The 23,264-nt window shown below is 71.0% G+C and carries 23 protein-coding genes and 1 pseudogene; 15 read left to right on the top strand and 9 right to left on the bottom strand.

Features of this window, described 5'->3' with window-relative positions:
- Positions 1 to 52: 52 nt before the first annotated feature.
- The 3 genes from ACWCQS_RS33965 to ACWCQS_RS33975 all read right to left on the bottom strand — a co-directional run bounded on the left by ACWCQS_RS33965 (position 53) and on the right by ACWCQS_RS33975 (position 2,968).
- The gene (locus tag ACWCQS_RS33965) at positions 53 to 703 is read right to left on the bottom strand and encodes a hypothetical protein (RefSeq protein WP_451008019.1); all 651 of its coding nucleotides are present in this window, start codon (positions 701 to 703) and stop codon (positions 53 to 55) included.
- Positions 704 to 765: 62 nt separating this feature from the next.
- The gene (locus ACWCQS_RS33970) at positions 766 to 1,461 is read right to left on the bottom strand and encodes a GntR family transcriptional regulator (protein ID WP_451008020.1); all 696 of its coding nucleotides are present in this window, start codon (positions 1,459 to 1,461) and stop codon (positions 766 to 768) included.
- Between the two features lie 151 nt (positions 1,462 to 1,612).
- Positions 1,613 to 2,968, bottom strand: coding sequence for an aminotransferase class III-fold pyridoxal phosphate-dependent enzyme (locus tag ACWCQS_RS33975; protein WP_451008021.1), 1,356 nt, complete (start codon positions 2,966 to 2,968; stop codon positions 1,613 to 1,615).
- A gap of 252 nt (positions 2,969 to 3,220) precedes the next feature.
- Here ACWCQS_RS33975 and ACWCQS_RS33980 point away from each other — a divergent pair, with 252 nt between their 5' ends.
- On the top strand, positions 3,221 to 5,149 hold the full coding sequence (locus ACWCQS_RS33980) for a serine/threonine-protein kinase (RefSeq protein WP_451008022.1): 1,929 nt from the start codon (positions 3,221 to 3,223) through the stop codon (positions 5,147 to 5,149).
- 7 nt (positions 5,150 to 5,156) lie between these two features.
- Here the strand turns inward: ACWCQS_RS33980 and ACWCQS_RS33985 are convergent, their stop codons facing one another.
- Complete coding sequence (locus tag ACWCQS_RS33985) at positions 5,157 to 5,906, bottom strand: SLATT domain-containing protein (RefSeq protein ID WP_388623457.1); 750 nt, start codon at positions 5,904 to 5,906, stop codon at positions 5,157 to 5,159.
- A 264-nt stretch (positions 5,907 to 6,170) separates the two neighbouring features.
- On the opposite strand from ACWCQS_RS33985, the gene ACWCQS_RS33990 reads away from it, so the two are divergent.
- From ACWCQS_RS33990 to ACWCQS_RS34010, 5 genes are all read left to right on the top strand, one after another.
- Positions 6,171 to 6,515 carry a YbaB/EbfC family nucleoid-associated protein gene (locus ACWCQS_RS33990; protein WP_055705749.1) on the top strand — a complete coding sequence of 115 codons (345 nt, stop codon included), beginning with the start codon at positions 6,171 to 6,173 and terminating at the stop codon, positions 6,513 to 6,515.
- Positions 6,516 to 6,566: 51 nt separating this feature from the next.
- Positions 6,567 to 7,166, top strand: coding sequence for a recombination mediator RecR (gene recR / locus ACWCQS_RS33995; protein ID WP_199211360.1), 600 nt, complete (start codon positions 6,567 to 6,569; stop codon positions 7,164 to 7,166).
- On the top strand, positions 7,159 to 7,821 hold the full coding sequence (locus ACWCQS_RS34000; RefSeq protein ID WP_451008023.1) for a DUF5063 domain-containing protein: 663 nt from the start codon (positions 7,159 to 7,161) through the stop codon (positions 7,819 to 7,821). Before recR ends, ACWCQS_RS34000 begins: the two co-directional genes overlap by 8 nt.
- Before the next feature lie 87 nt (positions 7,822 to 7,908).
- Positions 7,909 to 8,295 (top strand): type II toxin-antitoxin system RelE/ParE family toxin, encoded by a 387-nt coding sequence (locus ACWCQS_RS34005; RefSeq protein WP_451008024.1) that lies wholly within the window; start codon positions 7,909 to 7,911, stop codon positions 8,293 to 8,295.
- The gene (locus tag ACWCQS_RS34010; RefSeq protein ID WP_451008025.1) at positions 8,292 to 8,624 is read left to right on the top strand and encodes a helix-turn-helix domain-containing protein; all 333 of its coding nucleotides are present in this window, start codon (positions 8,292 to 8,294) and stop codon (positions 8,622 to 8,624) included. Before ACWCQS_RS34005 ends, ACWCQS_RS34010 begins: the two co-directional genes overlap by 4 nt.
- A 4-nt stretch (positions 8,625 to 8,628) precedes the next feature.
- Here ACWCQS_RS34010 and ACWCQS_RS34015 read toward each other — a convergent pair whose 3' ends face one another.
- Entirely contained in the window at positions 8,629 to 9,033 is a 405-nt protein-coding gene (locus ACWCQS_RS34015) for a hypothetical protein (protein WP_451008026.1), read from the bottom strand.
- 30 nt (positions 9,034 to 9,063) lie between these two features.
- Here ACWCQS_RS34015 and ACWCQS_RS34020 point away from each other — a divergent pair, with 30 nt between their 5' ends.
- The 4 genes from ACWCQS_RS34020 to ACWCQS_RS34035 all read left to right on the top strand — a co-directional run bounded on the left by ACWCQS_RS34020 (position 9,064) and on the right by ACWCQS_RS34035 (position 11,964).
- Positions 9,064 to 9,909 (top strand): helix-turn-helix domain-containing protein, encoded by an 846-nt coding sequence (locus ACWCQS_RS34020; protein WP_451008027.1) that lies wholly within the window; start codon positions 9,064 to 9,066, stop codon positions 9,907 to 9,909.
- Positions 9,906 to 10,088: a DUF397 domain-containing protein gene (locus ACWCQS_RS34025; RefSeq protein WP_451008028.1), complete on the top strand. Its 183-nt coding sequence runs from the start codon at positions 9,906 to 9,908 to the stop codon at positions 10,086 to 10,088. Before ACWCQS_RS34020 ends, ACWCQS_RS34025 begins: the two co-directional genes overlap by 4 nt.
- A gap of 275 nt (positions 10,089 to 10,363) precedes the next feature.
- Positions 10,364 to 11,338: a hypothetical protein gene (locus ACWCQS_RS34030; protein WP_451008029.1), complete on the top strand. Its 975-nt coding sequence runs from the start codon at positions 10,364 to 10,366 to the stop codon at positions 11,336 to 11,338.
- A gap of 47 nt (positions 11,339 to 11,385) precedes the next feature.
- On the top strand, positions 11,386 to 11,964 hold the full coding sequence (locus tag ACWCQS_RS34035) for a Uma2 family endonuclease (RefSeq protein WP_451008030.1): 579 nt from the start codon (positions 11,386 to 11,388) through the stop codon (positions 11,962 to 11,964).
- Here ACWCQS_RS34035 and ACWCQS_RS34040 read toward each other — a convergent pair.
- Positions 11,954 to 12,682, bottom strand: a pseudogene (locus tag ACWCQS_RS34040) (sulfite exporter TauE/SafE family protein). The gene ACWCQS_RS34035 and the pseudogene ACWCQS_RS34040 sit on opposite strands and share 11 nt — an antisense overlap.
- Positions 12,683 to 12,885: 203 nt before the next feature.
- Between ACWCQS_RS34040 and ACWCQS_RS34045 the strand changes: the two are divergent.
- The 4 genes from ACWCQS_RS34045 to ACWCQS_RS34060 all read left to right on the top strand — a co-directional run bounded on the left by ACWCQS_RS34045 (position 12,886) and on the right by ACWCQS_RS34060 (position 17,518).
- Entirely contained in the window at positions 12,886 to 14,157 is a 1,272-nt protein-coding gene (locus ACWCQS_RS34045) for an aspartate kinase (protein ID WP_451008031.1), read from the top strand.
- Positions 14,158 to 14,188: 31 nt separating this feature from the next.
- A complete protein-coding gene (locus ACWCQS_RS34050) occupies positions 14,189 to 15,247 on the top strand; it encodes an aspartate-semialdehyde dehydrogenase (protein WP_388623479.1) in 1,059 nt (352 codons plus the stop codon).
- Between the two features lie 316 nt (positions 15,248 to 15,563).
- Positions 15,564 to 16,247 carry a SigE family RNA polymerase sigma factor gene (locus tag ACWCQS_RS34055; RefSeq protein WP_451008032.1) on the top strand — a complete coding sequence of 228 codons (684 nt, stop codon included), beginning with the start codon at positions 15,564 to 15,566 and terminating at the stop codon, positions 16,245 to 16,247.
- Between the two features lie 128 nt (positions 16,248 to 16,375).
- The gene (locus tag ACWCQS_RS34060; RefSeq protein ID WP_451008033.1) at positions 16,376 to 17,518 is read left to right on the top strand and encodes a hypothetical protein; all 1,143 of its coding nucleotides are present in this window, start codon (positions 16,376 to 16,378) and stop codon (positions 17,516 to 17,518) included.
- Positions 17,519 to 17,652: 134 nt separating this feature from the next.
- Here the strand turns inward: ACWCQS_RS34060 and ACWCQS_RS34065 are convergent, their stop codons facing one another.
- Both ACWCQS_RS34065 and ACWCQS_RS34070 read right to left on the bottom strand, forming a co-directional pair.
- Positions 17,653 to 18,447 carry an SURF1 family protein gene (locus tag ACWCQS_RS34065; protein ID WP_451008034.1) on the bottom strand — a complete coding sequence of 265 codons (795 nt, stop codon included), beginning with the start codon at positions 18,445 to 18,447 and terminating at the stop codon, positions 17,653 to 17,655.
- Positions 18,448 to 18,490: 43 nt separating this feature from the next.
- Positions 18,491 to 19,330: a class I SAM-dependent methyltransferase gene (locus ACWCQS_RS34070; protein ID WP_451008035.1), complete on the bottom strand. Its 840-nt coding sequence runs from the start codon at positions 19,328 to 19,330 to the stop codon at positions 18,491 to 18,493.
- Positions 19,331 to 19,413: 83 nt separating this feature from the next.
- Between ACWCQS_RS34070 and ACWCQS_RS34075 the strand changes: the two genes are divergently transcribed.
- Positions 19,414 to 21,231, top strand: a complete 1,818-nt coding sequence (locus ACWCQS_RS34075) for a prolyl oligopeptidase family serine peptidase (protein ID WP_451008036.1) — start codon at positions 19,414 to 19,416, stop codon at positions 21,229 to 21,231.
- Between the two features lie 7 nt (positions 21,232 to 21,238).
- On the opposite strand, the gene ACWCQS_RS34080 is transcribed toward ACWCQS_RS34075, so the two are convergent.
- Complete coding sequence (locus ACWCQS_RS34080; protein ID WP_451008037.1) at positions 21,239 to 23,170, bottom strand: NAD-binding protein; 1,932 nt, start codon at positions 23,168 to 23,170, stop codon at positions 21,239 to 21,241.
- Positions 23,171 to 23,264: the final 94 nt, after the last annotated feature.

Genomic DNA, 23,264 nt, shown 5'->3' on the forward strand with positions numbered 1-23,264 from the left:
CCACGGCAAGAAGAGGTGGGTGAAATCACACCAGCTCCGCCAGGCGGACCCCTCAGCTGAAGACGATCATCGAGCCCTGGGCCAGCGAGCGCGTCGCCGCCGCGTGCAGGCCCAGCCACACATGCCGTTCGCGGGCGAAGGGGCTCGGGTCGTACGGCGCCGGGACGGCCGGTTCCTCCAGTTCGGTGGGGGCCGTGGGCGGGGCCGGGGCGGCCGGCGGGTTGGCCGGGTCGATGCCGATGGACCCGGCGACGTACTCCAGCTCGCGCAGCAAGGTCTGCGAGGAACCCAACGGGCCGCCGCCCGCGAGGAGTTCGTCGTTCGACAGCGGGTGCGGGAAGTCCACCGGGACGTACGCGCCCGCGTGGTCGTAGTGCCAGACCAGATGGGACTGCTGGGCCGTGGACTCGAACATCTCCAGCAACTGCTCGTAGTCGCCGCCGAGTTCGCCGACCGGAGTCACCGGCAGGCCGCAGACCTGCAACAAGTACGCCCGGCGCAGGAAGTGCAGGGCGTCGTAGTCGAAGCCGGCCACGGGTGCGACCTCGCCGGACAGGCCCGGCATGTACTGGTACACCGGCACCGGCGGGAGGCCGGCCGCCGTCAGGGCGTTGTTGTACTGCGAGAGTTCCTCGGCGAAGGGGTTGTCGGGCGTGTGGCACAACACGTCCACGAGCGGTACCAGCCACAGGTCACAGGCCAAAGAGGGCTCCTCGCACACAGAAGGGGTCACCAAGGAGGTGGTTCGGGAAGGGTACTGGTCATTTACCCGTTGGTCAGGTGTTCCAGCAGCGCCAGTGAGTGGGCGTTGGACTCGGCGATGATCGAGCGGGCGATGTCGGTCTCGCGCCGGGCCAGCGCGTCGACCAGATCCGTGTGCCCGGACCACAGGCGGCCACGCAGGTCGGGGAGCCGGAGCAGGTGCTGCACCGCGCAGACCCAGGACTGCACGCGCAGGCGGTGCAGGAAGTCGCCGAGGTAGGGATTGCCGAAGAGGGCGCTGAGCTCACGCCAGAAACGGAGGTCGTAGCCGATGAGAATCGTCAGGTCGCCGGCCGCGGCGGCCCGCGCGGCCTCCTCGCCGCGGCGGCGCACCGTGGTCAGCGCGGCCTTCGTGCGGGGGTCCTCGGCCGGGGTGCGGAAGGCGGGGTGGTCGACGGTGAGGGCCTGGAACATGCCGTCGGTGACCAGGCTCCGGGCCTCGATCATGTTCCGGTAGTCGGTGACGGAGTACTCCGGCACCCGGAAGCCGCGGTGCTGGTCGGCCTCCAGGATGCCCTGCGCGGACAGGTCGACCAGCGCCTCGCGGACGGGGGTGGCGGAGACGCCGTACTGCTCGGCGATCTCCTTGACCGTGAACGCCCGGCCCGGTCGCAGCCGCCCCGCCAGCACCTCGTCACGGAGCGCGTCCGCGATCTGCTGGCGCAGGGTGCTGCGTGTCACGGCGCCGTTACCGGGCATGGGCGGGGCCTCTCCTTGCGTATCCGGTGACGTACTCGTACGTACTCCCGCCGTCGCAGTCGCTCTCGCTGTCCGCGTCTACGCGAGTATCCACGTGTACGAGCACGCCACCTTACGCGTTCGGATCGCCCCGGTGGCAGCCGTCGTACGGCTACGCCGTATAGGTGTCGGCCACGCTCAGCGCGGCGTCCAGGGCGGCGAGGCCCTCCTTCAGCTCGGCCTCCGTGACATTGCACGGCGGGACCACATGGGTGCGGTTCATGTTCACGAAGGGCCACACGCCGTGCTGCTTGGCGGCGGCCGTGAACGCGGCCATCGGGGCGTTCGCCTCGCCTGCGGCGTTGTACGGCACCAGCGGCTCGCGGGTCTCGCGGTTCTTCACGAGGTCCAGCGCCCAGAACATGCCGACGCCGCGCACCTCGCCGACGCTCGGGTGGCGCTCGGCCAGCTCGGCGAGGGCCGGGGCGAGGACGGTCTCGCCGAGGCGCCGCGCGTTCTCGACGACGCCCTCTTCCGCCATCACGTTGATCGTGGCGACCGCGGCGGCGCAGGCCAGCGGGTGCCCGGAGTAGGTGAGACCGCCGGGGTACGGCCGCTTGCCGAAGGTCTCGGCGATCGCGCCCGAGATGGCGACACCGCCCAGCGGGACATAGCCGGAGTTCACGCCCTTGGCGAAGGTCATCAGGTCGGGCACGACACCGAAGAGATCGGCGGCGAACCACTCACCCGTGCGTCCGAAGCCGGCCATGACCTCGTCCAGGATGAAGACGATGCCGTGGCGGTCGCAGATCTCGCGGACCCCGGCCAGGTAGCCGGGCGGCGGAACCATGATTCCGGCCGTGCCGGGGATGGTCTCCAGGATGATCGCCGCGACCGTGCCCGGCCCCTCGAAGGCGATCGTGGTCTCCAGGTGCTCCAGGGCGCGCGCGGTCTCCTGCTCCTCGTTCTCGGCGTAGAAGCGGGAGCGGTAGAGGAACGGCGCCCAGAAGTGGACGACGCCGTTCGCGGCGCTGTCGCTGGCCCAGCGGCGCGGGTCGCCGGTGAGGTTGATGGCCTGCTGGGTGCCACCGTGGTACGAGCGGTACGCCGAGAGCACCTTGGGGCGGCCCGTGTGCAGCCGGGCCATGCGCACCGCGTGCTCGACGGCGTCGGCGCCGCCGTTGGTGAAGAAGATCTTGTCCAGGTCGCCGGGGGTCCGCTCGGCGATCAGCCGGGCCGCCTCCGAGCGCGCCTCGATCGCGAAGGCGGGTGCGAAGGTCGTCAGCTTCGCCGCCTGCTCCTGGATGGCCGCGACGACCTTCGGGTGCTGGTAGCCGATGTTCGTGTAGACGAGCCCGCTGGTGAAGTCCAGGTACCGCTTGCCGTCGTAGTCCCAGAAGTACGACCCCTCGGCGCCGGCGACGGCGAGTGGGTCGATGAGGTCCTGGGCTGACCAGGAGTGGAAGACGTGCGCGCGGTCCGCGGCCTTCACTGCGGCGCCGGCATCGGGGTTGGGCTGAGGGGTCATGCCCGCGAGCGTAAATGTCCGCGATGCGGAAGGCCTATCGGCGTCTTGTTCCGTGGACGGGGGCTTTCCGCGACAGATTGTCAAAGGGACGGGGGTCCGGGGCGCCGGGCCCGTTACGGAACCGTAGACAGCGGGCCGCGCGACTCACCGGTAGGGCCGCACTATTCTCGGTCCGTCGCACACGTATGCGTCGTAGTCGTATGCGTTGCGTGTATGGGGTGTACGGGGCGGATCGGGGGAAGGCGGGCGGCCATGGAGAAGCTGGGGGCGGGGGATCCGCTGGGGGTGCCCCCGGCCGAAGGCTGGGGGAGCATCGGGGGCTATCGGCTGCTGGCGCGGCTGGGTGCGGGCGGCATGGGGCATGTGTATCTGGCCCGGTCGGACCGGGGCCGTACCGTCGCGGTGAAGCTGGTCCGCGAGGAGCTTGCCGCGCAGGAGGAGTTCCGGGCGCGGTTCCGGCAGGAGGTGCAGGCCGCGCGGCGGGTCGGCGGGTACTGGACCGCGCCCGTGCTGGACGCGGACACCGAGGCGGCGGTGCCGTGGGTGGCCACCGGGTACGTGGCCGGGCCGAGCCTGCAACAGGTGGTCGGGCACGATCACGGGGCGCTGCCCGAGCGGTCGGTACGGATCCTCGCGGCGGGGCTCGCACACGCGCTGAAGGACATCCACGCGGCAGGGATCGTGCACCGCGATCTGAAGCCCTCGAACGTGCTCGTCACCATCGACGGCCCGCGTGTCATCGACTTCGGGATCGCGCGGGCGCTGGAGACGACCTCGCTGGGCGGCGAGGGGCTGACCCGGACCGGGTCGCTGGTCGGGTCGCCAGGGTTCATGGCGCCCGAGCAGGTGCGCGGGGACCGGATCACACCGGCCTGCGACGTCTTCTGCCTGGGGTCGGTGCTGGCGTACGCGGCGACCGGGGCGCTGCCGTTCGGGACCGCCAACAGCGGGGTGCACGCGCTGATGTTCCGGATCGCTCAGGAGGAGCCGGATCTGGCGGGGGTGCCGGAGGGGATCGCGGACCTGGTGCGGGACTGCTTGCGCAAGGATCCGGCGGCTCGGCCTTCGCTGGACGCGGTTCTGGAGCGGACGGGGGCGGAGGACACCGTGACCGGGGGGCGGTCCCGGGATCCCTGGCTGCCGGGGGCGCTGGTCGCACAACTCGGCCGACATGCCGTGCAGTTGCTGGAGGTCGAGGATCCGGAGGGGGACGCGCCTGGGGCGGCAGCGGGGTCGGCGTCGGGGGCGCTGTCGGGTGCGGGTGGCCCTGGTGGGGCGGACTTGCCGTCGGCGGGCGCGGGTGGTGCCGGTGGGGGTGGTTCGCCCGAGCATGCTGCCGCTGCCGACGACGGGAGCGGCGCGGAGGCGGTCGGGGAGCCTGGGGGTGGGGGTGGTGTGAGTCATCTGCCCACCGTTGTGGTGGGGCAGACGCCGCCGCCGGGGGGCGCGCCGGGGTTTGGGGCGGCACCGGGGTTCGGGGCCGCACCGGGGGCGTACGGGTATCCCCAACAGCATCCGCAGCCTCAGTCTCAGCCGTATGGCTCGTGGGGCGGGACGCCGCCGTATGGGCCGCCCGTCGGTGGGTCGCCGGAGCGGGAGCGGCACGGTGGGCGGTCGACCGCGCTGCTCGTCGTGGTCGCGCTGGTGGTGGCGCTGGGCGCGGGTGGCTCCGTGTACGCGCTGATGAGGAAGAGCGGTGGGGACGACAAGGGGGGAGGGGTCGTGAGTCCGACGCCCACGGTCAGCAGTTCCGGCACCACGGGGGCGCCGAGCACGGCCGGGCCCACGCCGTCGGACTCCGCCTCTGCCTCCGCCTCCTCGGACGGGGCGGTTCCGGCCGGCTATCTGGGCACCTGGGAGACGACCATCGACAACGCCAACGGGACCAGCACCCGCCAACTGACCATCCGGCAGGGTGCGGTGGGCGACAGCGTGCTGACGCTGGTCGCGGACGGGCCGACGGCCGGCGGTGGCACGTACCACTGCGTCTTCGACGCCAAGCTCGTCCAACAGCCCGGTGCGAACGGGCCGTTGGAGATCGGGCCGTCCACCGTCACCAGTGGTGAGCCCGCCTCCTCCTGCACTCCGGGCGATGCCACCGAGGTCACCCTGCTGTCGGACGGCAGGCTGAAGCGGTCCCAGGTGGGCGGCGGGGAGAGCCTGACGTACACCAAGCAGTGAGGAGCGCTCAGCGCGGCTCCGGTGGGCGCTGGCGTGGCATGTTCGGGCGGGTTCCGTTCGCGGGCGGCATCGGGAGGCGGCCCAGCGGCCCGCCGGCCTCCTGCCGTGGCACATACGCGACCGCCGCCTGCATGCCCAGCGGTGCGGAACCGGTGCGGAACTCGACCATCCAGTCGGTCGTCTCCGTGCGGACCAGCTCCGTGACGTCCTCCGCGAACCGCCGCAGGACCCCCAGACAGCGCTCGGCCGCCTCGCTCGCCGTGCCCTCCGCCGGGCCCAGCACCTCCCGGATGCTCTCGGAGGCCCAGTCGAACTGCAACGCCTGCAGCCGCCGCTGCACGGCCTGCGCGGTGGCCACGTCCCTTATCCAGCCGGACGTCACGCCGAAGAACCGGTCGATGCCGACGCAGGCGACCCCGAGCAGGAGCGCCAGGCAGCCCCAGGGCGCGACCCCGTGGGCCGTCCCGGTCAGGTCCAGCAGGGGGAGTGCCGCCCCGGCCACCGCGCCCGCCGCCGCACCCGAGCGCAGGATCCGGGCGCCGCGCCGCTTCCAGACCCGGTCCCGCAGATACCAGGACACCGTCTGCAGTGCCCCGCGCTCCACCCACTGGTAGAGCTCGTCGAGCCGCTCGGCGGGCTCGCCCCAGTCCCCGAGCGGGAAGGCCCGCCCGGTCAGATCGCCCGGCCGCAGCCCGGCCGCGCCCTCGCCCCGCCCGTCCTGAGGCGGACCCTCGGGCTGCATCTCCGGCTGACCCACCCGGCACTCCCTACTGATCTTCGATCACCTGTCGCGGCCCCGTCACATCGCGTGACGTCCCATGCCGCATTCCATGCCGACGCGCGGCACCCTTCCTACCGCCCAATGGGTGGCGAAGAAGCAGCTTTCCCGGCTTTTCCGCCCGGAAGGGGGTCTTGATCAGGTATAGGGCCGTCGCGCTTCTCACTCGAAAGAGTGGCGGGGCGACGCGGGCGTGGACCACGTAGGCTCATGCTCAAGGAGAAGAACGTAGAGGAGCTGATCGTGATCCCCGGTGGTGGCCAGCCCAACATGCAGCAGTTGCTCCAGCAGGCCCAGAAGATGCAGCAGGATCTCCAGCGGGCGCAGGAGGAACTGGCGAACACGGAGGTCGACGGCCAGGCGGGCGGCGGTCTGGTGAGGGCCACCGTGACCGGTGCCGGAGAGCTGCGCGCGCTGAAGATCGACCCGAAGGCGGTCGACCCGGAGGACACCGAGACCCTCGCCGACCTGATCGTGGCGGCCGTACAGGCGGCCAACGAGAACGCGCAGACGCTGCAGCAGCAGAAGCTCGGCCCACTGGCCCAGGGCCTCGGCGGCGGCACGGGCATCCCCGGTCTGCCTTTCTGAGGCCGGGCCAACTACGGTACGTACCGAAAGGTCTTAAGGAAGGGCAGTCCGGTGTACGAAGGCGTGGTCCAGGACCTCATCGACGAGCTGGGGCGGCTGCCCGGCGTCGGTCCCAAGAGCGCGCAGCGGATCGCCTTCCACATCCTGCAGGCCGAGCCCGCGGACGTGAAGCGGCTCGCGCAGGCGCTCCTGGAGGTCAAGGCGAAGGTCCGCTTCTGCGCGACCTGCGGCAATGTGGCACAGGAGGAGCTGTGCAACATCTGCCGCGACCCGCGTCGGGATCCCTCCGTCATCTGTGTGGTGGAGGAGCCGAAGGACGTCGTCGCCATCGAGCGCACCCGCGAGTTCCGCGGCCGCTACCACGTGCTCGGCGGCGCCATCAGCCCGATCGAGGGCGTCGGCCCCGACGACCTGCGTATACGAGAACTTCTCGCGCGGTTGGCCGACGGGACGGTCACGGAGCTGATCCTTGCGACGGACCCCAACCTGGAGGGCGAGGCCACGGCCACCTACCTCGCCCGCATGATCAAACCCATGGGCCTGAAGGTCACCCGCCTGGCCAGCGGCCTCCCGGTGGGTGGCGACCTGGAATACGCGGACGAGGTCACGCTCGGCCGCGCCTTCGAGGGGAGACGACTCCTAGATGTCTGACGCCACACTGCACGCGACCGGTCGGGACCCGGACGACTTCGCGGTCCAGATCGCGGACCAGATCGAGAGCTTCCTGGTGGCCGTCACGGAGGTGGCGAGGGGCGACGAGCCCGGCTCGACCGTGCCCTTCCTCCTCCTGGAGGTCTCCCAGCTGCTGCTGGCCGGCGGCCGCCTGGGCGCCCACGAGGACATGGTCCCCGACGAGCGCTACGAGCCCGATCTGGGGCCGGAGCCGGACGTGGACGAACTCCGCGAGAACCTGGCCCGCCTCCTGGAGCCGGTCGACGTCTACTCCGAGGTCTTCGACCCGTACGAGCCCCGCAAGGCCCCGGTGCCCGCCCGGATCTCCGACGACCTCGCCGACGTCATCACCGACCTCCGCCACGGCATGGCCCACTACCGCGCGGGCCGTACCACGGAGGCCCTGTGGTGGTGGCAGTTCTCCTACTTCTCCAACTGGGGCCCCACGTCCTCCGCCGTCCTGCGCGCCCTGCAGTCGGTCCTCATCCACGTCCGCCTCAACCAGCCCCTGGAGGAACTGGACGGCCTCGACACCGACCAGGCCACGATGGGCGACGAGACCCTGGAGTTCGAGGCGGGCCGGGTCATGGCCGAGGAGATCGGCGGACAACTGGGGTTGCGGTCGGCGAAGTGACTCCGGGCACGATGCCGCTGTCACTCGTTGAGCTGAAGGTATAAGGATTTTTTTTGGAGTGGCGCGTCCTACGCTGGGATGCATCACATGAACTGGGAAATCAACCTCCACTCATCGGTGGAGTCGTGGCTGCTCAAGCTCGCAGAGGAGGACCCGGTGTCGGCGGACCTCATCGAAGCGGCGGTCGACCTGCTGGCAGAGCACGGGCCTGCACTCGGCCGACCCTTGGTCGACCGGCTCTACGGTTGCCGCACCCAGAACCTCAAGGAACTGCGGCCGGGGAGCGCGGGGCGTACCGAAGTCCGGATCCTGTTCGTCTTCGACCCTCGACGGCAGGCGATTCTGCTGGTGGCCGGTGACAAGGCAGGTCGCTGGAGGGACTGGTACCACGAGTCGATTCCCCTTGCCGAGGCCCGCTACGAGGAATACCTCGCCGCTACGGACGGGGCAGGAAAGGACGGGATGGACCGATGAACCGGTACAGCAACTGGGCAGAGGTCAAGCACCGGATGCGGGAGAGTCAACCAACGGTGTCGGACGCCGAATGGGCATCCCGCAAGCAGGCGGCGCGTACGGCGACGGAGGCGCACGTACTGGGTCACCACCTGCGGGAGATCCGCGAGGAGCAGGGACTGACGCAGGCCCAGGTGGCAACATCACTGGGCATCTCCCAGGCCCGGGTCTCCCAGATCGAACGGGGGGAGATCCACAACCTGGAAACGATGCGTACGTACGCCGAGGCGCTTGGGGCCAGGATCACTGTGACCATTGAGTACGGAGACCGGACGGTCGGGGCGGCCTGACCTCCTACGATCTCGTCAGAGCCAGGAGCAACTCCGGATTGACATACGGCGCGGTCGGTGTCGGCTCGCTGTACCAGCGCAGGGGCCAGGTGTCGCCGTCCAGTGCCGGAACGCCGACGTACGTGACGGCCCGCTCGGCGCGCCGCCCGAAGTACTGCACGCCGAGCGGCCAGTCGTAGCGGTGTACGACGCCGGGCGCCAGCAGGAAGTACACCCACCGCGTCCCGCTGCCGCCCGCGCACACGACGGGCCCCGCGTCGCCGTCCCCGCGCTCGATGAGCCAGTCGGCGACGGCCTCGCCCCATCTCCCCTCGATCCGCACGGCGTCGAAGTGCACGCCGGCCACGCGCAGCCGGTGCCCACGGAGGGGGACCCAGGCGGGCCGGTGAATTCCGTTCGTCATGGTCACACGGTGGCGTCGACGTGGCTACCCTCGGTAGTGACCCAGGTGATACACGGCGGGGTGTACCGGTCGGAGGTGCGTGCGGTGTCCCAGTCGCCGCCCATGTGGCGCTTCAGCGGCAACCAGTTGAAACGCTGGCGCACGAAGGCCAATGTCTCTCGGGAGGAGTTGGCCGCCGCGTCGAACTACTCCCCGGACACCATCAAGGCCATGGAGCAGGGGGTGCGCATGCCGACGCCCCGAGTCCTCGACGTGGCGGACGACTTGTGCCGGGCGGACGGGATGCTGAGCGCGGCGAAGGACTACTTGAGCAGGGAGAAGTTCCCGCCCAGGGCGCAGGAGTTCATGGAGCGGGAGAGGGAGGCGATCACCATGTGGTGGTACGAGACCACCTTGGTGCCGGGCCTCCTGCAAACAGAGGAATACGCGCGCAGGCTGATCGAGAACCGGTACCCGCCGCTGGACGACGAGACGATCGCGACGCGGATCGAGGGGCGCATGGAGCGGCAGGCGGCCATGGCGGCACGCAAACCGCCGGTCGGCCTGTGTTTTGTCTTCTACGAGGCGGTCCTGCGCAGCCCGTTCGTGAACGCCGAGCAGTTGGACCGGCTGCTCTCGGAATCCCGTCAGCCGAACGTCCACATCCAGGTGCTTCCGTTCGAACGGGCCACCTTCCCTGCGGCGTTGATGGGCCCCATGGTGCTACTGGAGACCCGGGACCACGAGCGTTTCGCCTTCACGGAGGGACAGTTCGCGAGTGAACTCTCCGCCGACCCGGCGACCATCAGTAACGTGACCGAGCGGATGAGCATGATCCGCGCGCTGGCACTCAGCCCCGCTGAGTCCGCCGGTTTCATAGAGGAGATGGTGAAGCACCGATGAGCGAGCCGCAGCAGTGGTTCAAGTCCAGCTACAGCGATGACGAAGGTGGCGCCTGCGTCGAAGTCGCGTTCGCCACCCGCATCCACATCCGCGACTCCAAGAACCCCACCGGCCCGGAGATCCATCTCCCCGCCCCCGCCTGGTCGGCGTTCATCTCCGCACTTCAGCCCGGAGCTTGAGCCTCGGGCTTCGAGCCCTTCTCTGGGTTTCTGGGCTGGGTGAAAACCTCCCAACCAACCAAGCCTGTACGTGAGTTAAAGCGGCTTACCTCGAATGGGTGACGTTCCGTGATCAGCTTGCGCCGGAACGTAAAGCGGCTCTAGGTTCACGGCAAATAGATCGGCCCCGGTCGGTGCGCCAACACCGGCTCCGGGGCCTGGACCTACGGATCGAAAGCAGCTCGATCGTGGCTTACTCCCACTCTAGCCCTGCCCTGCCGTCCCCGTCCCACCCCATGGCCAAAACGGGTTACGGCAAACGCTCCGCCGGTGACGAAGACCCGCACGCAGACGCGGACTTCGCACATCTGGACGGCCGTGAACGTGAGCTCGCGGTCTTCATCGACCACCTCCAAGACGGCCACGCGATGGGTTACAAGGCGATCGCGGCCGAACACCCGCGGTACGGCCAGCAGGCGACGCGCGCTGCGATGGCGCTGCTGACCGATGCCGGACACCTGCACCGGATCCGGGAGCACATCACTGTCGAAGACGGCGCCATGCGCTGGGTGACGCGTACGTACTGGTCGCGTACGCCCAGGTCGGCGGCCTGGTGGGAAGAGTTCGCACGGTCGCGCAACGGCAGGATCGTGACCGACGGCTACCGGTCTGGGCTGGCCCGGCCCGAGGAGGCCGAGGAGGAGATCCACGAGAGGGAGCCGGTGGAGCCGGCCGAGCCACAGCACAGCGACGCCTACCGCACCCTTGCCGGACTTCGCGACGCTGACCGCCGTATGCCGCTGTCCGAACGGGACTGTCGGTCTCTCGAAGCGCTTGCCGAGGAGTGGCTGTCGCGTGGCTCGACGCCGGAGGACATCACCCGTGCCCTCACCGAAGGACTTCCGCCCGAAGTGACCAACCCGGGCGGATTCGCTCGCAAGCGATTGGAGAACTGCATGCCGCCGAAGAAGGCGAAGGTGCGCCAGAAGAAGGCGCCGCTCCGCGCCCGCATCGACCGGGTGGTCCGGGTCTGCGGCACCTGTGACGCGGACGAGCGGACCTCGGAGATCATCCAGGGACTGTGCCGGGAGTGCCGCGTGGAGCTGGGTCTGGAGACGCCAGAGGGCGAACGCATCCCGCAGCTGCCGGAGACGTTTCTGGGGAGGCCGCTCCCCAGCGCCGAGGAAGTGCATGAGTGGGCCGCCCGGGTCCGTGCGGCGGGCGGTCTGCGCTCTCCCGGTGGCCTGGCGCTGCGGAAGGGCGGCGCATGAGCGTGCAAGACGCGCCGGTCAGGGCACCATGGAGTCGAGGAGGCGCCATGACCCCCAGGACTGAGGACCGGCCGCAGATGACCGTCGAGGAGTTCGAGGAACTGGAACGCCATGCCCCGGACACCGTGTGGCTGGAGTTCATCAACGGAAAGGTCGTGGTCAAGCCCATGGGGGACGGCAACCACCGCGAGATGATCGCGTGGCTGCAGCGAGTGTGCATGCAGCATCGTCCTGACCTTTGGCTGCATGCCGAGAGCGGGCTGAAGACCGAGAGGTACCGCAAGGGGCGCGCCCGCGCCGACGGCGTGCTCGTCCGGGTGGGCGGCCTCAAGGGGCATGGGGAGTGGTCCGAGTCGGAGAGCGCCCTGATGGCGGTCGAGATCACGTCGTACGACTCCGACACCAACCAGCGCGACCGTATCGACAAACCCGACGGCTACGCCGCCGCCGGTATCCCCGTCTACCTCCTCATCGACCGTGACGACTGCTCGGTCGTGGTGTTCAACCAGCCCGAGGACGGCCGCTACCGGCACGAGGAGAAGCTGCCCTTCGGCGCCTCCGTCAAGCTCCCCGACCCCGTGAACATCACCCTGGACACCGAGCCGCTGAAGGAGTTCAGCGACTGAGCCACACTCCCCACACCCCCTTCGTCATCGCCGTCCCCCCGCCCGCCAGGGCCAGCAGCAGGACCAGGTGCCGGGCCCGGTGCGCTGGGATGCGGCCGGCGATGGTGTGGCCGATCACCGCGCCGGTCGTCATCGCGGCGCAGACGGCCGCCCACTGCGCGCCGGTCAGGTGGGGTGTGCCGTTCGCCGCTCACGAGAACGCGTTGACGGCGACGCCGTAGAACTGCGCGTTCGGTACGAACTCCCGTACTGTCCAGCCCGCGTTGAGGGCGTACAGGGACACCGGTGGGCCGCCCACGCCCGCCGCCGCGTTCATGAAGCCGCCCAGCGCGCCGGCCGTCACCGCTCCCTTGCCGCCCCGCAGGGACGGTATCCGGGCGCCGCGCACTACCACGAGGACCGCCGCCGTCACCAGGGCGCCCATCACCAACAGCAGGACCGGGCGGGGGAGTTGGCGGGTCATCCAGGCGCCCGCCGGTACCGTGCAGGCCGCCGCGGCGCACAGGGGCACCATGGCCGCGGGACGGACCCGGCGCCGGCCGCCCGCCAGTCCCACGACGCTGATCGCGCCGGCGGCGCAGTTGGCCAGCACCACCCCGTCGGCGGGGCCGAGCAGCAGGACCAGCGCCGGTACGGCGACCAGGGCGAAGCCCATTCCGGTCAGCCACTGCACGCATCCGCCCAGCAGGACGATCGCCGCGAGCGGCGCCTCCGTCATGTCGCCCCCGTATGTCACATCGCTGTGGTGGAAAACTAATGCAGTGACGACTGTGACGCGGGGCACTTTTCCGCGTGGTCCGGCAGCGGCTGGGCAGGTGCCGGACACGGACGACCCGATGTCTCACCATGCGGGAGCACGGTGGTGGAATTCGGGCGCTCGTTAGACTGAGCCGACACAAACGAACCGAGCGAGGAGCGCACGTGGGCCTTGTCGTGCAGAAGTACGGAGGCTCCTCCGTAGCCGATGCCGAGGGCATCAAGCGCGTCGCCAAGCGGATCGTGGAAGCGAAGAAGAACGGCAACCAGGTTGTCGTCGTCGTTTCCGCGATGGGCGACACGACGGACGAGCTGATCGATCTCGCCGAGCAGGTTTCTCCGATGCCTGCCGGGCGTGAATTCGACATGCTGCTGACCGCCGGAGAGCGGATCTCCATGGCCCTGCTGGCGATGGCGATCAAAAACCTGGGTCACGAGGCCCAGTCCTTCACCGGCAGCCAGGCAGGCGTCATCACCGACTCGGTCCACAACAAAGCCCGGATCATCGACGTCACCCCGGGCCGGATCCGGGACTCGCTGGACAAGGGCAACATCGCGATCGTCGCCGGGTTCCAGGGTGTCAGCGCCGACAAGAAGGACATCACCACGCTGGGGCGTGGCGGGTCCGACACCACGGCCGTTGCCCTCGCCGCCGCGCTCGACGCCGAGGTCTGCGAGATCTACACCGACGTCGACGGCGTGTTCACCGCCGACCCGCGTGTGGTGAAGAAGGCGAAGAAGATCGACTGGATCTCCTTCGAGGACATGCTGGAGCTCGCGGCCTCCGGCTCCAAGGTGCTGCTCCACCGTTGTGTGGAGTACGCCCGCCGCTACAACATCCCGATCCATGTCCGGTCCAGCTTCAGCGGGCTGCAGGGCACCTGGGTCAGCAGTGAGCCGATTGGGGACAAGAAGGTGGAGCAGGCCATCATCTCCGGTGTCGCGCACGACACCTCCGAGGCCAAGATCACGGTCGTCGGCGTGCCGGACAAGCCGGGTGAGGCGGCCGCGATCTTCCGGGCCATCGCCGATGCCGAGATCAACATCGACATGGTCGTGCAGAACGTGTCCGCCGCCTCCACGGGCCTGACGGACATCTCCTTCACGCTGCCGAAGACCGAGGGCCGCAAGGCCATCGACGCGCTGGAGAAGAGCCGGTCGGGCATCGGCTTCGAGTCGCTGCGCTACGACGACCAGATCGGCAAGATCTCCCTGGTCGGCGCGGGCATGAAGACGAACCCGGGCGTCACCGCCTCCTTCTTCGAGGCGCTGAGCGACGCGGGTGTGAACATCGAGCTGATCTCGACCTCCGAGATCCGTATCTCGGTCGTCACCCGCCAGGACGACGTTCCGGAGGCCGTGCGCGCCGTGCACACCGCCTTCGGGCTCGACTCCGACACCGACGAGGCCGTCGTCTACGGCGGCACCGGCCGATGACCGTCTCCCTGACGTACGGAGGCGTACGACGATGACCGGCAAGCCGACGCTCGCGGTCGTGGGAGCGACCGGAGCCGTCGGCGCGGTCATGCTCCAGATCCTGTCCCAGCGCGCGGACGTCTGGGGCGAGATCCGCCTGCTCGCCTCCCCCCGCTCGGCCGGCCGCAAGCTGGCCGTGCGCGGGGAGGAGGTCGAGGTGGCGGCCCTGAGCGAGGAGGCCTTCGACGGGGTCGACATCGCCATGTTCGACGTCCCGGACGAGGTCGCCGCGCACTGGGCGCCGATCGCCGCCGCGCGCGGTGCGGTGGTCGTCGACAACTCCGCCGCCTTCCGGCTGGACCCGGAGGTGCCGCTGGTGGTGCCCGAAGTCAACCCGCACGCCGTACGGACCCGGCCGCGCGGGATCGTCGCCAACCCCAACTGCACGACCCTGACGATGATCGTCGCCCTGGGCGCGCTGCACGCCGAGTTCGGGCTGCGCGAGCTGGTGGTGTCGTCGTACCAGGCGGTGAGCGGGGCCGGGCGGGCCGGGGTGGACGCACTGCGGGCCCAGCTGTCCCTGGTGGCCGGGACCGAGCTGGGCACCAAGCCAGGTGACGTACGGCGGGCGGTCGGGGAGGACACCGGGCCGTTCCCGGAGCCCGTCGCGCTGAACGTCGTGCCGTGGGCCGGGTCGCTCCGAGAGGACGGCTGGTCCTCGGAGGAGATGAAGGTCCGCGACGAGTCCCGCAAGATCCTCGGACTGCCGCGCCTGCCGGTCGCCGTGACCTGCGTACGGGTCCCGGTGATCACCACCCACTCGCTGACCGTGCACGCCCGCTTCCAGGGCGAGGTCACGGTCGACCGGGCCCGGGAGATCCTCGCGACCGCGCCCGGAGTGGTGCTGTGCGACGACCCGGCCGCCGGCGAGTACCCCACCCCGGCGGACGTCGTGGGCACCGACCCGACCTGGGTGGGCCGGCTGCGGCGGGCCCTGGACGACCCGACCGCGCTCGAACTCTTCGTCTGCGGCGACAATCTCCGCAAGGGTGCCGCGCTGAACACCGCGCAGATCGCGGAGCTGGTCGCGGCGGAGTGGGCCGACCGGTGACCGGCTTCGGCAAGAGGTTTATAGGATCTGGGTAAGAGGATGTGGCCGGGAGCATGGTCCAAACCACTTGAACCATTGCTCAAGGCAACAGATGATTTCTCTCCCCGTCCCCGCAACCGTGCGGAGGGCGGGGAGCGTCTTTGCGGTCACTCTTCGGGCGTGGGGATGCCGTGATCGGGCCGGGTGTGGGGACACCCGCCCATATCAGACATAGGGGAAGAGCGGGACGCATGACGGCACTTGAGGCTCGGCCGGTTGTCGCACATGTGACGCCCGGCACGTACAACCCTGGCGGGGGCAGACGTGTCCAATTGGCGTGGCAGAGGTACTCGAACTCAGCGCGGCCCGCGGCGCGGCGGCTCTCCGGCCGCCCCGTGCGGTGCTCCGGCCCCGCACGCCCGGCGGCATGCCGGTGATCGCGCCCATGCCCGCAGCGCGGCCCGCCCGCATACCCAGTCAGCGTGACGGTGCGGAGGATGCCGCGACCACCGCGGCGACCGAGGTCGCCGGTACGACCGTCGACCACCTCACCGAGACCTACCGGGCGCACTACCGCTCGCTGCTCGGCCTCGCCGCGCTGCTCCTGGACGACACCGCCTCCTGCGAGGACGTGGTCCAGGAGGCCTTCATCCGCGTGCACTCGGCCCGCAAACGCGTCCGCGACCCCGAGAAGACCCTCGCCTACCTCAGGCAGACGGTCGTCAACCTCTCCCGCTCGACCCTGCGCCGCCGCATCCTCGGCCTGAAGCTGCTCTCCAAGCCGATGCCGGACATGGCGAGCGCGGAGGAGGGGGCCTACGACCAACTGGAGCGCCGCGACCTCATCAAGGCGATGAAGGGCCTGCAGCGCCGCCAGCGCGAGGTCCTGGTCCTGCGCTACTTCGCGGACATGACCGAGGCCCAGGTCGCCGAGACCCTCGGGATCTCGCTGGGCTCGGTGAAGGCGTACGGCTCGCGGGGCATCGCCGCGCTGCGGGTGGCCATGGAGGCATCGGCATGAGCGAGCGCGCCCAAGGGGGCGATTCCGATGAACGCCTTTCCCACGAACGTCACGAGCCCTTCGCCTGGCACGAGCCGATGGGGCACGACGAGCAAGAGCACACGCAGTCGCACGCTGGGAACGAAACTGTGAACCACGGCCCCGACGAGAAGGGCCCCAAGGGTCTCGACCAGGGTCCCGAGGGCCTGAAGCAGGGTTCCGGCGCCGATGCGGACGGCCTCGGCAGCGACCTCGACGGCCTCGGCACCGATCTCGACGGCCTCGGCGCCGACGAGCTGGCCCTGCGCCGGATGCTGCACTCCGCCGTCGACGGCATCGAGCCGCGCACCGGCACACTGGAGCATCTGCGCCGGGCCGTGCCCGCGCGGCGGGCCCGCAAGCGGCAGGCCGCCGTCGGCATGGCCGCCGCGGCCCTGTTCATCGGCACCGCGATCCCCGCCCTCGTGCACGTCTCCGAGTCCGGCGGCACCGACCCCAACACCGCCATGGCCGGCCAGTCCTCCCAGGCCCAGGGCGGCACCGGGCAGGGCAAGGACAAGGGCGGTGACAAGGGCGGCAGCAAGGACGCGGGCAGTACGACCGTCAGTCCCGGCAAGGGGCCCGGCAAGCCCGGGGAGAAGGGCAAGGACGGCGCCGGCAGCGGCAGCTCCACCGGGGGCCCCAACCCGTCCTCCACCGTCGCGTCCAGCGGCGTCCCGCTGTGCACGACGGCCCAGCTGGGCTCGGCCACCGGGACCACCGGCGCCCCCAACTCCGCGGGCGTGGTCTACGGCACGTTCCGGGTCGTCAACATCTCCTCCGCCGCCTGCACCGTCGCGGGCGCGGGCACCATCACCCCGACCGCGATGGGCGCGGCCGACCAGACCAAGATCAGCACCGCGCGGCATGTGGCCGGGGACGCGGCGACCGATCTGCCCGACCCCTCACTGGAGGTCTCCGGGCTGGTCCTGCAGCCGGGTGCGGCCTACGAGGAGAAGTTCGCCTTCGTACCCTCCGAGACCTGTCCCACCACCGGCGGCGGCACCAGCACCGCCGGCGGCTCGGGCGCCGGTGGCGCCACGCCGGACCCGACGCCGACTGCCTCCGGCGGGTCGACCGACAGCGCGGGGTCAGGCGGTACGACCACCCAGCTGATGACCGAGGACAGTACTGCGGACGGCAGCGTACAGATCACCCACACGGCGCAGGGTGGCTCGCCTGCGGCCACGGCTACGGTGGCGGGGGAGTGCTCGGGGACGGTGATTTACACCGGCGTGCTGGCCGGGGCGTAGAGATGGGGCGGCTTCGGGCCGTCGTTCGACTGCGGGCCGGTGGGGGCTGGCCGCGCAGTTCCCCGCGCCCCTAGGCCCTGTCGTCAAATTCCCGCCTGCTCGGCGGGCGGACGACGGGAATTTGACGACCGGGCCTAGGGAGCTGCACTTGCCGTCGGCTCCGGCGTCTGCTCCGGCACCAAGCCCAGCGCAGCGTCCCGCGCGGCCTCGGCCTCTCGGCGTACCAGCCGGAACCACATGAACACCACAAAGCCGGCGAAGACGAACCACTCCCCGGTGTAGCCGAGGTTCTGGAACGCCTTCAGGTCCAGCCCGGTGCCGTCCGGCGCGGTCGCGGGCACGGCCTTCATCCCGGCGTCGGCCTTGTCGAGGGTCACCCAGGCGTCGTACAGCTTGTACGGCACCAGGTTCACCAGGGAGGCCGAGCTGATCGCCGTCGTCTGCCCGGCCGGCAGTCCGCCGGCCGCGCTGACCCCGTTGTCCCCGGGTGTCTCGGACGCCTGCAGGGCACCGGTGACGGTGATCTCACCGCTCGGCGGCGCAGGCGCCTTCGCCGGGTCCGCCTTGCCCGGCAGCCAGCCTCGTACGACCGGCAGTGCCTTGCCGGAGTCGGTGCGCAGCAGGGTGAGGACGTAGAAGCCGTTCCTGCCGTCCAGCTGCCGGCCGGGCACCAGCAGCTGGGTGCCGTAGTGGCCGCTCGCGGTGACCCGGCGGCCCGAGGTGGCCTTGTCCACGGGCAGCATCGACTCCAGCGGGCGCGCGGTCTCCTGCTTGTCCGACGCCGCCTGCTCGGTCGCGCTGCGGTGCTCCTGCACCCGCCCCTCGAACCGGCTCAGCTGCCAGGACCCCATGAAGACGCAGAACGGGATGGCGAGCAGCACGAAGACGTTGATGCCCCACCAGCGGGGAGTCAGCAGAAACCGGTACACGCCTCCCAAGGTACGGCGCCACCGCCGGGCGCCTGCCCGCGGGTCAGCCCTTGCTCGCCTTGAGGGAGTAGATCAGCGGGATGCGCGGGTGGTCCGCCGGGAAGCGGTGGTAGCCGTCGCGGACCTCGAAGTTCTCGAAGCGCGGGAAGAGGGAGACGTCGTGCTCGTGCAGGAACTCGATCCGCAGCCCGGTCGCGGCGAGCGCGGAGACCACGTCGCCGAGGGTGTGCTGCCACTCCACACTGCGGTTGTGGACGGTGACGGCGTCCGGGTCGGCGTAGGTGCCCGGCTCGTCCCAGACCTGGGCGTCGCGGCGGAAGTAGTCCCGCACGATCCGCGTGCCGGTCGCATCGTCCAGCGCCTCGGTGATCGGGTGGAACTCGGCGAGGTACAGCAACCCGCCGGGCGCGACGAGGGAGGCGGCCGTCTCCGCCCAGCGGCGGATGTCCGGCAGCCAGCACAGCGCGCCGAGCCCGGTGTAGACGATGTCGTACGCGGCCTCGGGCACGGCGTCGGCCGCGTCGTACACGTCACTGGTGACGAAGGCGGCGCGCTCCGGGCCGTGGCCGAGTTCGGCGGCGAGGGAGCGGGCGGCCTCGACGGCCGGGGCGGAGAAGTCCAGGCCGACGACGCGGGCGGCGCCCCGGTGGGCCCAGGAGAGGGTGTCGGTCCCGATGTGGCACTGGAGGTGGAGCAGCGTCTTGCCGGTGACGTCGCCGACCTCGGCGGTCTCGAAGTCGCGCAGGGCGTCCGGGTGGGCGCGGAAGCCGTCGAGGTCGTAGTACTCACCGGCGACGTGCACGGGAACGCGCTCGTCCCACATGGCCCGGTTGTCCTCGCGCCAGCCGTCGGGGGCGGAGGGATGGTCGACCTGGGTGCTCATGATCGGAAAGTTATCCACAGGCTGCGCACACCCGCCACCCAATTGTCGGCGCGGCCAGGCAGTATGGGCGCATGACTGGGGCGATGAGTGAGAGCAACGAGCCGGGCGTGCGGGACACGGCCGGCATGCCGGACTGGGAGAAGCGCTTCCGGGCGCCGCGGGTGTCCCTGCCCGACTGGGCGGAGGACGCACCGGACCGCTCCCTGTTCGTGTCGAACGCGACGGGCACGTACGAGCTGTACGCGTGGGACCGCGCGACGGGCGGGCAGCGGCAGGCGACGCACCGGCCGAACGGCACGACGGACGGCGCGCTCTCCCCGGACGGCGCCTGGATCTGGTGGTTCGACGACAAGGACGGCGACGAGTTCGGCATCTGGCGCCGCCAGCCCTTCGGGGGAGGCGAGGACGAGCCGGCCGTCCCCGGCCTCGATCCCTCCTATCCGGCCGGGCTCGCCCTGTCCCGGGACGGGCGCACGGCGGTCGTCGGCCGCTCCACGGACGACGAGGGCACGACGATCCACCTCGCGCGCGAGGGCGAGGACCCGGTCGAGATCTACCGGCACCGCGAGTCGGCGGGCGTCGGCGACCTCTCGCACGACGGCTCGCTGATCGCCGTCGAGCACACCGAGCACGGCGACGCCATGCACGCGGCGCTGCGCGTGCTCCGCCCGGACGGCACGCCGGTCGCCGAGCTGGACGACACCAAGGGCGGCACCGAGGAGCTGGGCCTGGAGGTGCTGGGCTTCGCACCGGTGGACGGCGACACCCGGCTGCTCATCGGCCATCAGCGCCGGGGCCGCTGGGAGCCGCTGGTGTGGGACGTGGCGACGGGCGAGGAGACGGACCTCGCCCTGGACCTGCCGGGCGACGTCAGCGCCGAGTGGTACCCGGACGGCTCGGCCCTGCTGATCGTCCATGGCTTCGAGGCCCGCAGCGAGCTGTTCCGCTACGACCTGGCGAGCCGTGAGCTGACCCGCATCCCCACTCCGCCCGGCACGGTCTCCGGCGCCACCGCCCGCCCGGACGGGAGTGTCGAGTACCTGTGGTCGTCGGCCGCCGAGCCGCCGGCGGTGCGGTCCACCTCCGGCGGTGTGGTCCTGGACCCGCCCGGCATGGCCTGTCCGCCGTCGGTGCCGGTGGAGGACGTGTGGGTGGAGGGCCCCGGCGGCCGTATCCACGCCCTGGTCCAGAAGCCGGCGGGCGCCACCGGCCCGCTGCCCACGGTCTTCGACCTGCACGGCGGCCCGACCTGGCACGACAGCGACTCCTTCGCCGCGGGCCCGGCCGCCTGGGTCGACCAGGGGTATGCGGTGATCCGCATCAACTACCGCGGCTCCACCGGCTACGGCCGCGCCTGGACCGACGCCCTGAAGCACCGGGTCGGCCTGATCGAGCTGGAGGACGTGGCCGCGGTCCGCGACTGGGCGGTCTCCTCCGGCCTCGCCGACCCCGCCCGGCTGATCCTCACCGGCGCCTCCTGGGGCGGCTATCTCACCCTGCTCGGCCTCGGCACCCAGCCCGAGGCGTGGACGGTGGGCATCGCGGTCGTGCCCGTCGCGGACTACGTCACCGCGTACCACGACGAGATGGAGGCCCTGAAGGCCATGGACCGCACCCTGCTGGGCGGCACCCCCGAGGAGGTCCCCGAGCGCTTCGAGGCCTCGTCCCCGCTCACGTACGTCGACGCGGTCAAGGCCCCGGTCTACATCTCGGCGGGCGTCAACGACCCGCGCTGCCCGATCCGCCAGATCGACAACTACGTCAAGCGGCTGGAGACGAGAGGCGCGATCCACGAGGTGTACCGCTACGACGCCGGGCACGGCTCCCTGGTGGTGGACGAGCGGATCAAGCAGGTGAGACTGGAGACGGACTTCGCGGCCCGGCACCTGGGCGCTGTCTGAGCAGGGGTCAGCGCAGCTCTGCGAGGCCTCGGCGGGTGGCGGCGACCACCACCCGGTCCCCCTTGACCAGCACATGGTCCGGTGCCGTGTCCGCCCGCCCCTCCAGTGCCAGCACCCGCCAGGACCCGGCCCGGAAAGCGTCCCGTACGGTCCGCCCCTCCAGCTGGGGATGCCCGGCGACGTCCACTGCGGCGAACAGCAGCACCCGCCGCTCCACCGCGATGGCGCCCAGCACCTGCCGCCCCAGCATCGCCCCGGCGAACGCGGGGGCGGCCAGATGCGTGACGCTCCGGCTCCGGGTGAGGGCGTGCGGGTAGGCGGCCCGCAGGGTGCGGTACACCGCGGTGGCGAAGTCGTCGTCGTACAGCCGCAGCACCACCCGCAGATCGGGCCGCACGCTCCGCGCGTACAGCACGGCCTCCAGGTTCGTGGTGTCCGCGCTGGTGACCGCGAGCAGCGCGTACGCCCGGTGGATCTTGGCGGACTCCAGCACCCCTTCCTGGGTGACGTCCCCGAGCACCACGGGCACCCGCAGCCGCCGGGCGGTCGCGAGGCCCCGCGCGTCCGGGTCGGACTCGACGCACACCACGGGGATGTTCAGCTCGCGCAGCCGGGTCAGCACCCGGGTGCCGATCTTCCCCAGCCCGAGCAGCACCACATGCCCGCCGAGCCCGCGCGGCGGTTTGCGCAGGGCGGAGGCCGTGCGGAAGGTGCCCAGCGCCTCCAGCACGGCCGCCAGCAGCACCGGAAGCAGCAGCAGACCGACCAGTCCGGAAAGGAGTTGCAGGATCTGCCGGCCCAACGGCGCGCCGATGGCCGGGTTGTCGATCGCGAAGAGGTCCAGCAGGGTCAGATAGAAGGCGCTGAGCGGATGCATCCCGGTGACCACCCACAGCGCGACGGCGAGCGCGACCACGCAGGCCACCATGCCGGCCAGCGACCAGCGCAGCCGCCGGGAGAACAGCGAGGCGAGCGGTGGCACCCCGCCACGGCCGGGCGCGGCCGGCTCCCCGCCGTTCGCCGAGGACACCTGCTCCAGCACCACGGCCGCCCGCCCCGCGGCCTGCCGTACCTCGTCGTCGTCCGGCAGCAGCCGGGGCTCCTGGTCCACGGCCTGGGGATCCGTGCCCGGCGGGGAGAGCAGGGCGAGGGTGCACAGTCCGGTGTCGGCCGACGGCCGTTCGACGGCCCGCAGCAGCAGCCCCTCGGTCTGCACGACCTTGCTGGTGCCGGCGACGGCGGTGGCGGCCAGTGCGGGTGCGGCGGTGTCGGCGTCGGACAGCACGGTGGTGGACGCGTCCGAGCCGCCCTCGCCGTTGCCGGCGGCCAACGCGGCGGCCTGGTCGAGGAGTTCCTCGATGTGCTGGCCCAACCGCCGGTTGTAGAGCCGGAGGACGAGCCGCAGCCGGGGGTTGAGCCGGCGGGCGGTCAGCGCGGCCCGGATGTTGGTCTCGTCGTCGTCGAAGACGAGGGCGAGCGCGGCGGCCCGTTCCACTTCGGCCTGGGCCAGCACGGACTCGGTGATCTCGGCGGCTTCCAGCACTCGTGCGGCCTCACCGCCGTTGCCGCCGCCGGCGGTGCTGCCCGTGCTACCGGTGCTGCCGGTGCCGGCGGCCGTAGCGGTCGATCCGGAGCCGGACCTGGACCCGGAGCCGGACCTGGACCCGGAACCCGATCCGGACCCGGAACCCGATCCGGACCCGGAACCCGATCCGGACCCTGATCCGGACCCGGACCCTGATCCGGTGCCGCCGCGGCCGACCGTGGCGCTGACCACGCGGTCGAACAGCGCGGCCGAAGCGGACCGGGCCCGTCCGACCACCGGAGGTCTGGCGGTGCGCTCGTTCGGCGGTACCACAAGGGTGACCTGCTCGCCGTAGACTCCGCGCAACTCGGCGGCCAGCCGGTGCGCGAGTCCGTCGTCGCCGCACACCACCATGTGCGGGGCCCTGGGCCCACCTTGATACGGAACGCTCCCCACGAGGGAAAAGACTGCCCCAAGGAGAGGAGTGGTTCCAGCAACGGTGTGAACA

This window comes from Streptomyces sp. NPDC002076 (assembly GCF_053593835.1).

Coding starts and splice junctions, on each gene's coding strand:
- ACWCQS_RS33970 (WP_451008020.1), bottom strand. CDS start 1,461: ATGCCCGGTAACGGCGCCGTGACACGCAGCACCCTGCGCCAGCAGATC.
- ACWCQS_RS33975 (WP_451008021.1), bottom strand. CDS start 2,968: ATGACCCCTCAGCCCAACCCCGATGCCGGCGCCGCAGTGAAGGCCGCG.
- ACWCQS_RS33980 (WP_451008022.1), top strand. CDS start 3,221: ATGGAGAAGCTGGGGGCGGGGGATCCGCTGGGGGTGCCCCCGGCCGAA.
- ACWCQS_RS34000 (WP_451008023.1), top strand. CDS start 7,159: ATGTCTGACGCCACACTGCACGCGACCGGTCGGGACCCGGACGACTTC.
- ACWCQS_RS34005 (WP_451008024.1), top strand. CDS start 7,909: ATGAACTGGGAAATCAACCTCCACTCATCGGTGGAGTCGTGGCTGCTC.
- ACWCQS_RS34010 (WP_451008025.1), top strand. CDS start 8,292: ATGAACCGGTACAGCAACTGGGCAGAGGTCAAGCACCGGATGCGGGAG.
- ACWCQS_RS34025 (WP_451008028.1), top strand. CDS start 9,906: ATGAGCGAGCCGCAGCAGTGGTTCAAGTCCAGCTACAGCGATGACGAA.
- ACWCQS_RS34030 (WP_451008029.1), top strand. CDS start 10,364: ATGGCCAAAACGGGTTACGGCAAACGCTCCGCCGGTGACGAAGACCCG.
- ACWCQS_RS34035 (WP_451008030.1), top strand. CDS start 11,386: ATGACCCCCAGGACTGAGGACCGGCCGCAGATGACCGTCGAGGAGTTC.
- ACWCQS_RS34050 (WP_388623479.1), top strand. CDS start 14,189: ATGACCGGCAAGCCGACGCTCGCGGTCGTGGGAGCGACCGGAGCCGTC.
- ACWCQS_RS34070 (WP_451008035.1), bottom strand. CDS start 19,330: ATGAGCACCCAGGTCGACCATCCCTCCGCCCCCGACGGCTGGCGCGAG.
- ACWCQS_RS34075 (WP_451008036.1), top strand. CDS start 19,414: ATGAGTGAGAGCAACGAGCCGGGCGTGCGGGACACGGCCGGCATGCCG.
- ACWCQS_RS34080 (WP_451008037.1), bottom strand. CDS start 23,170: ATGGTGGTGTGCGGCGACGACGGACTCGCGCACCGGCTGGCCGCCGAG.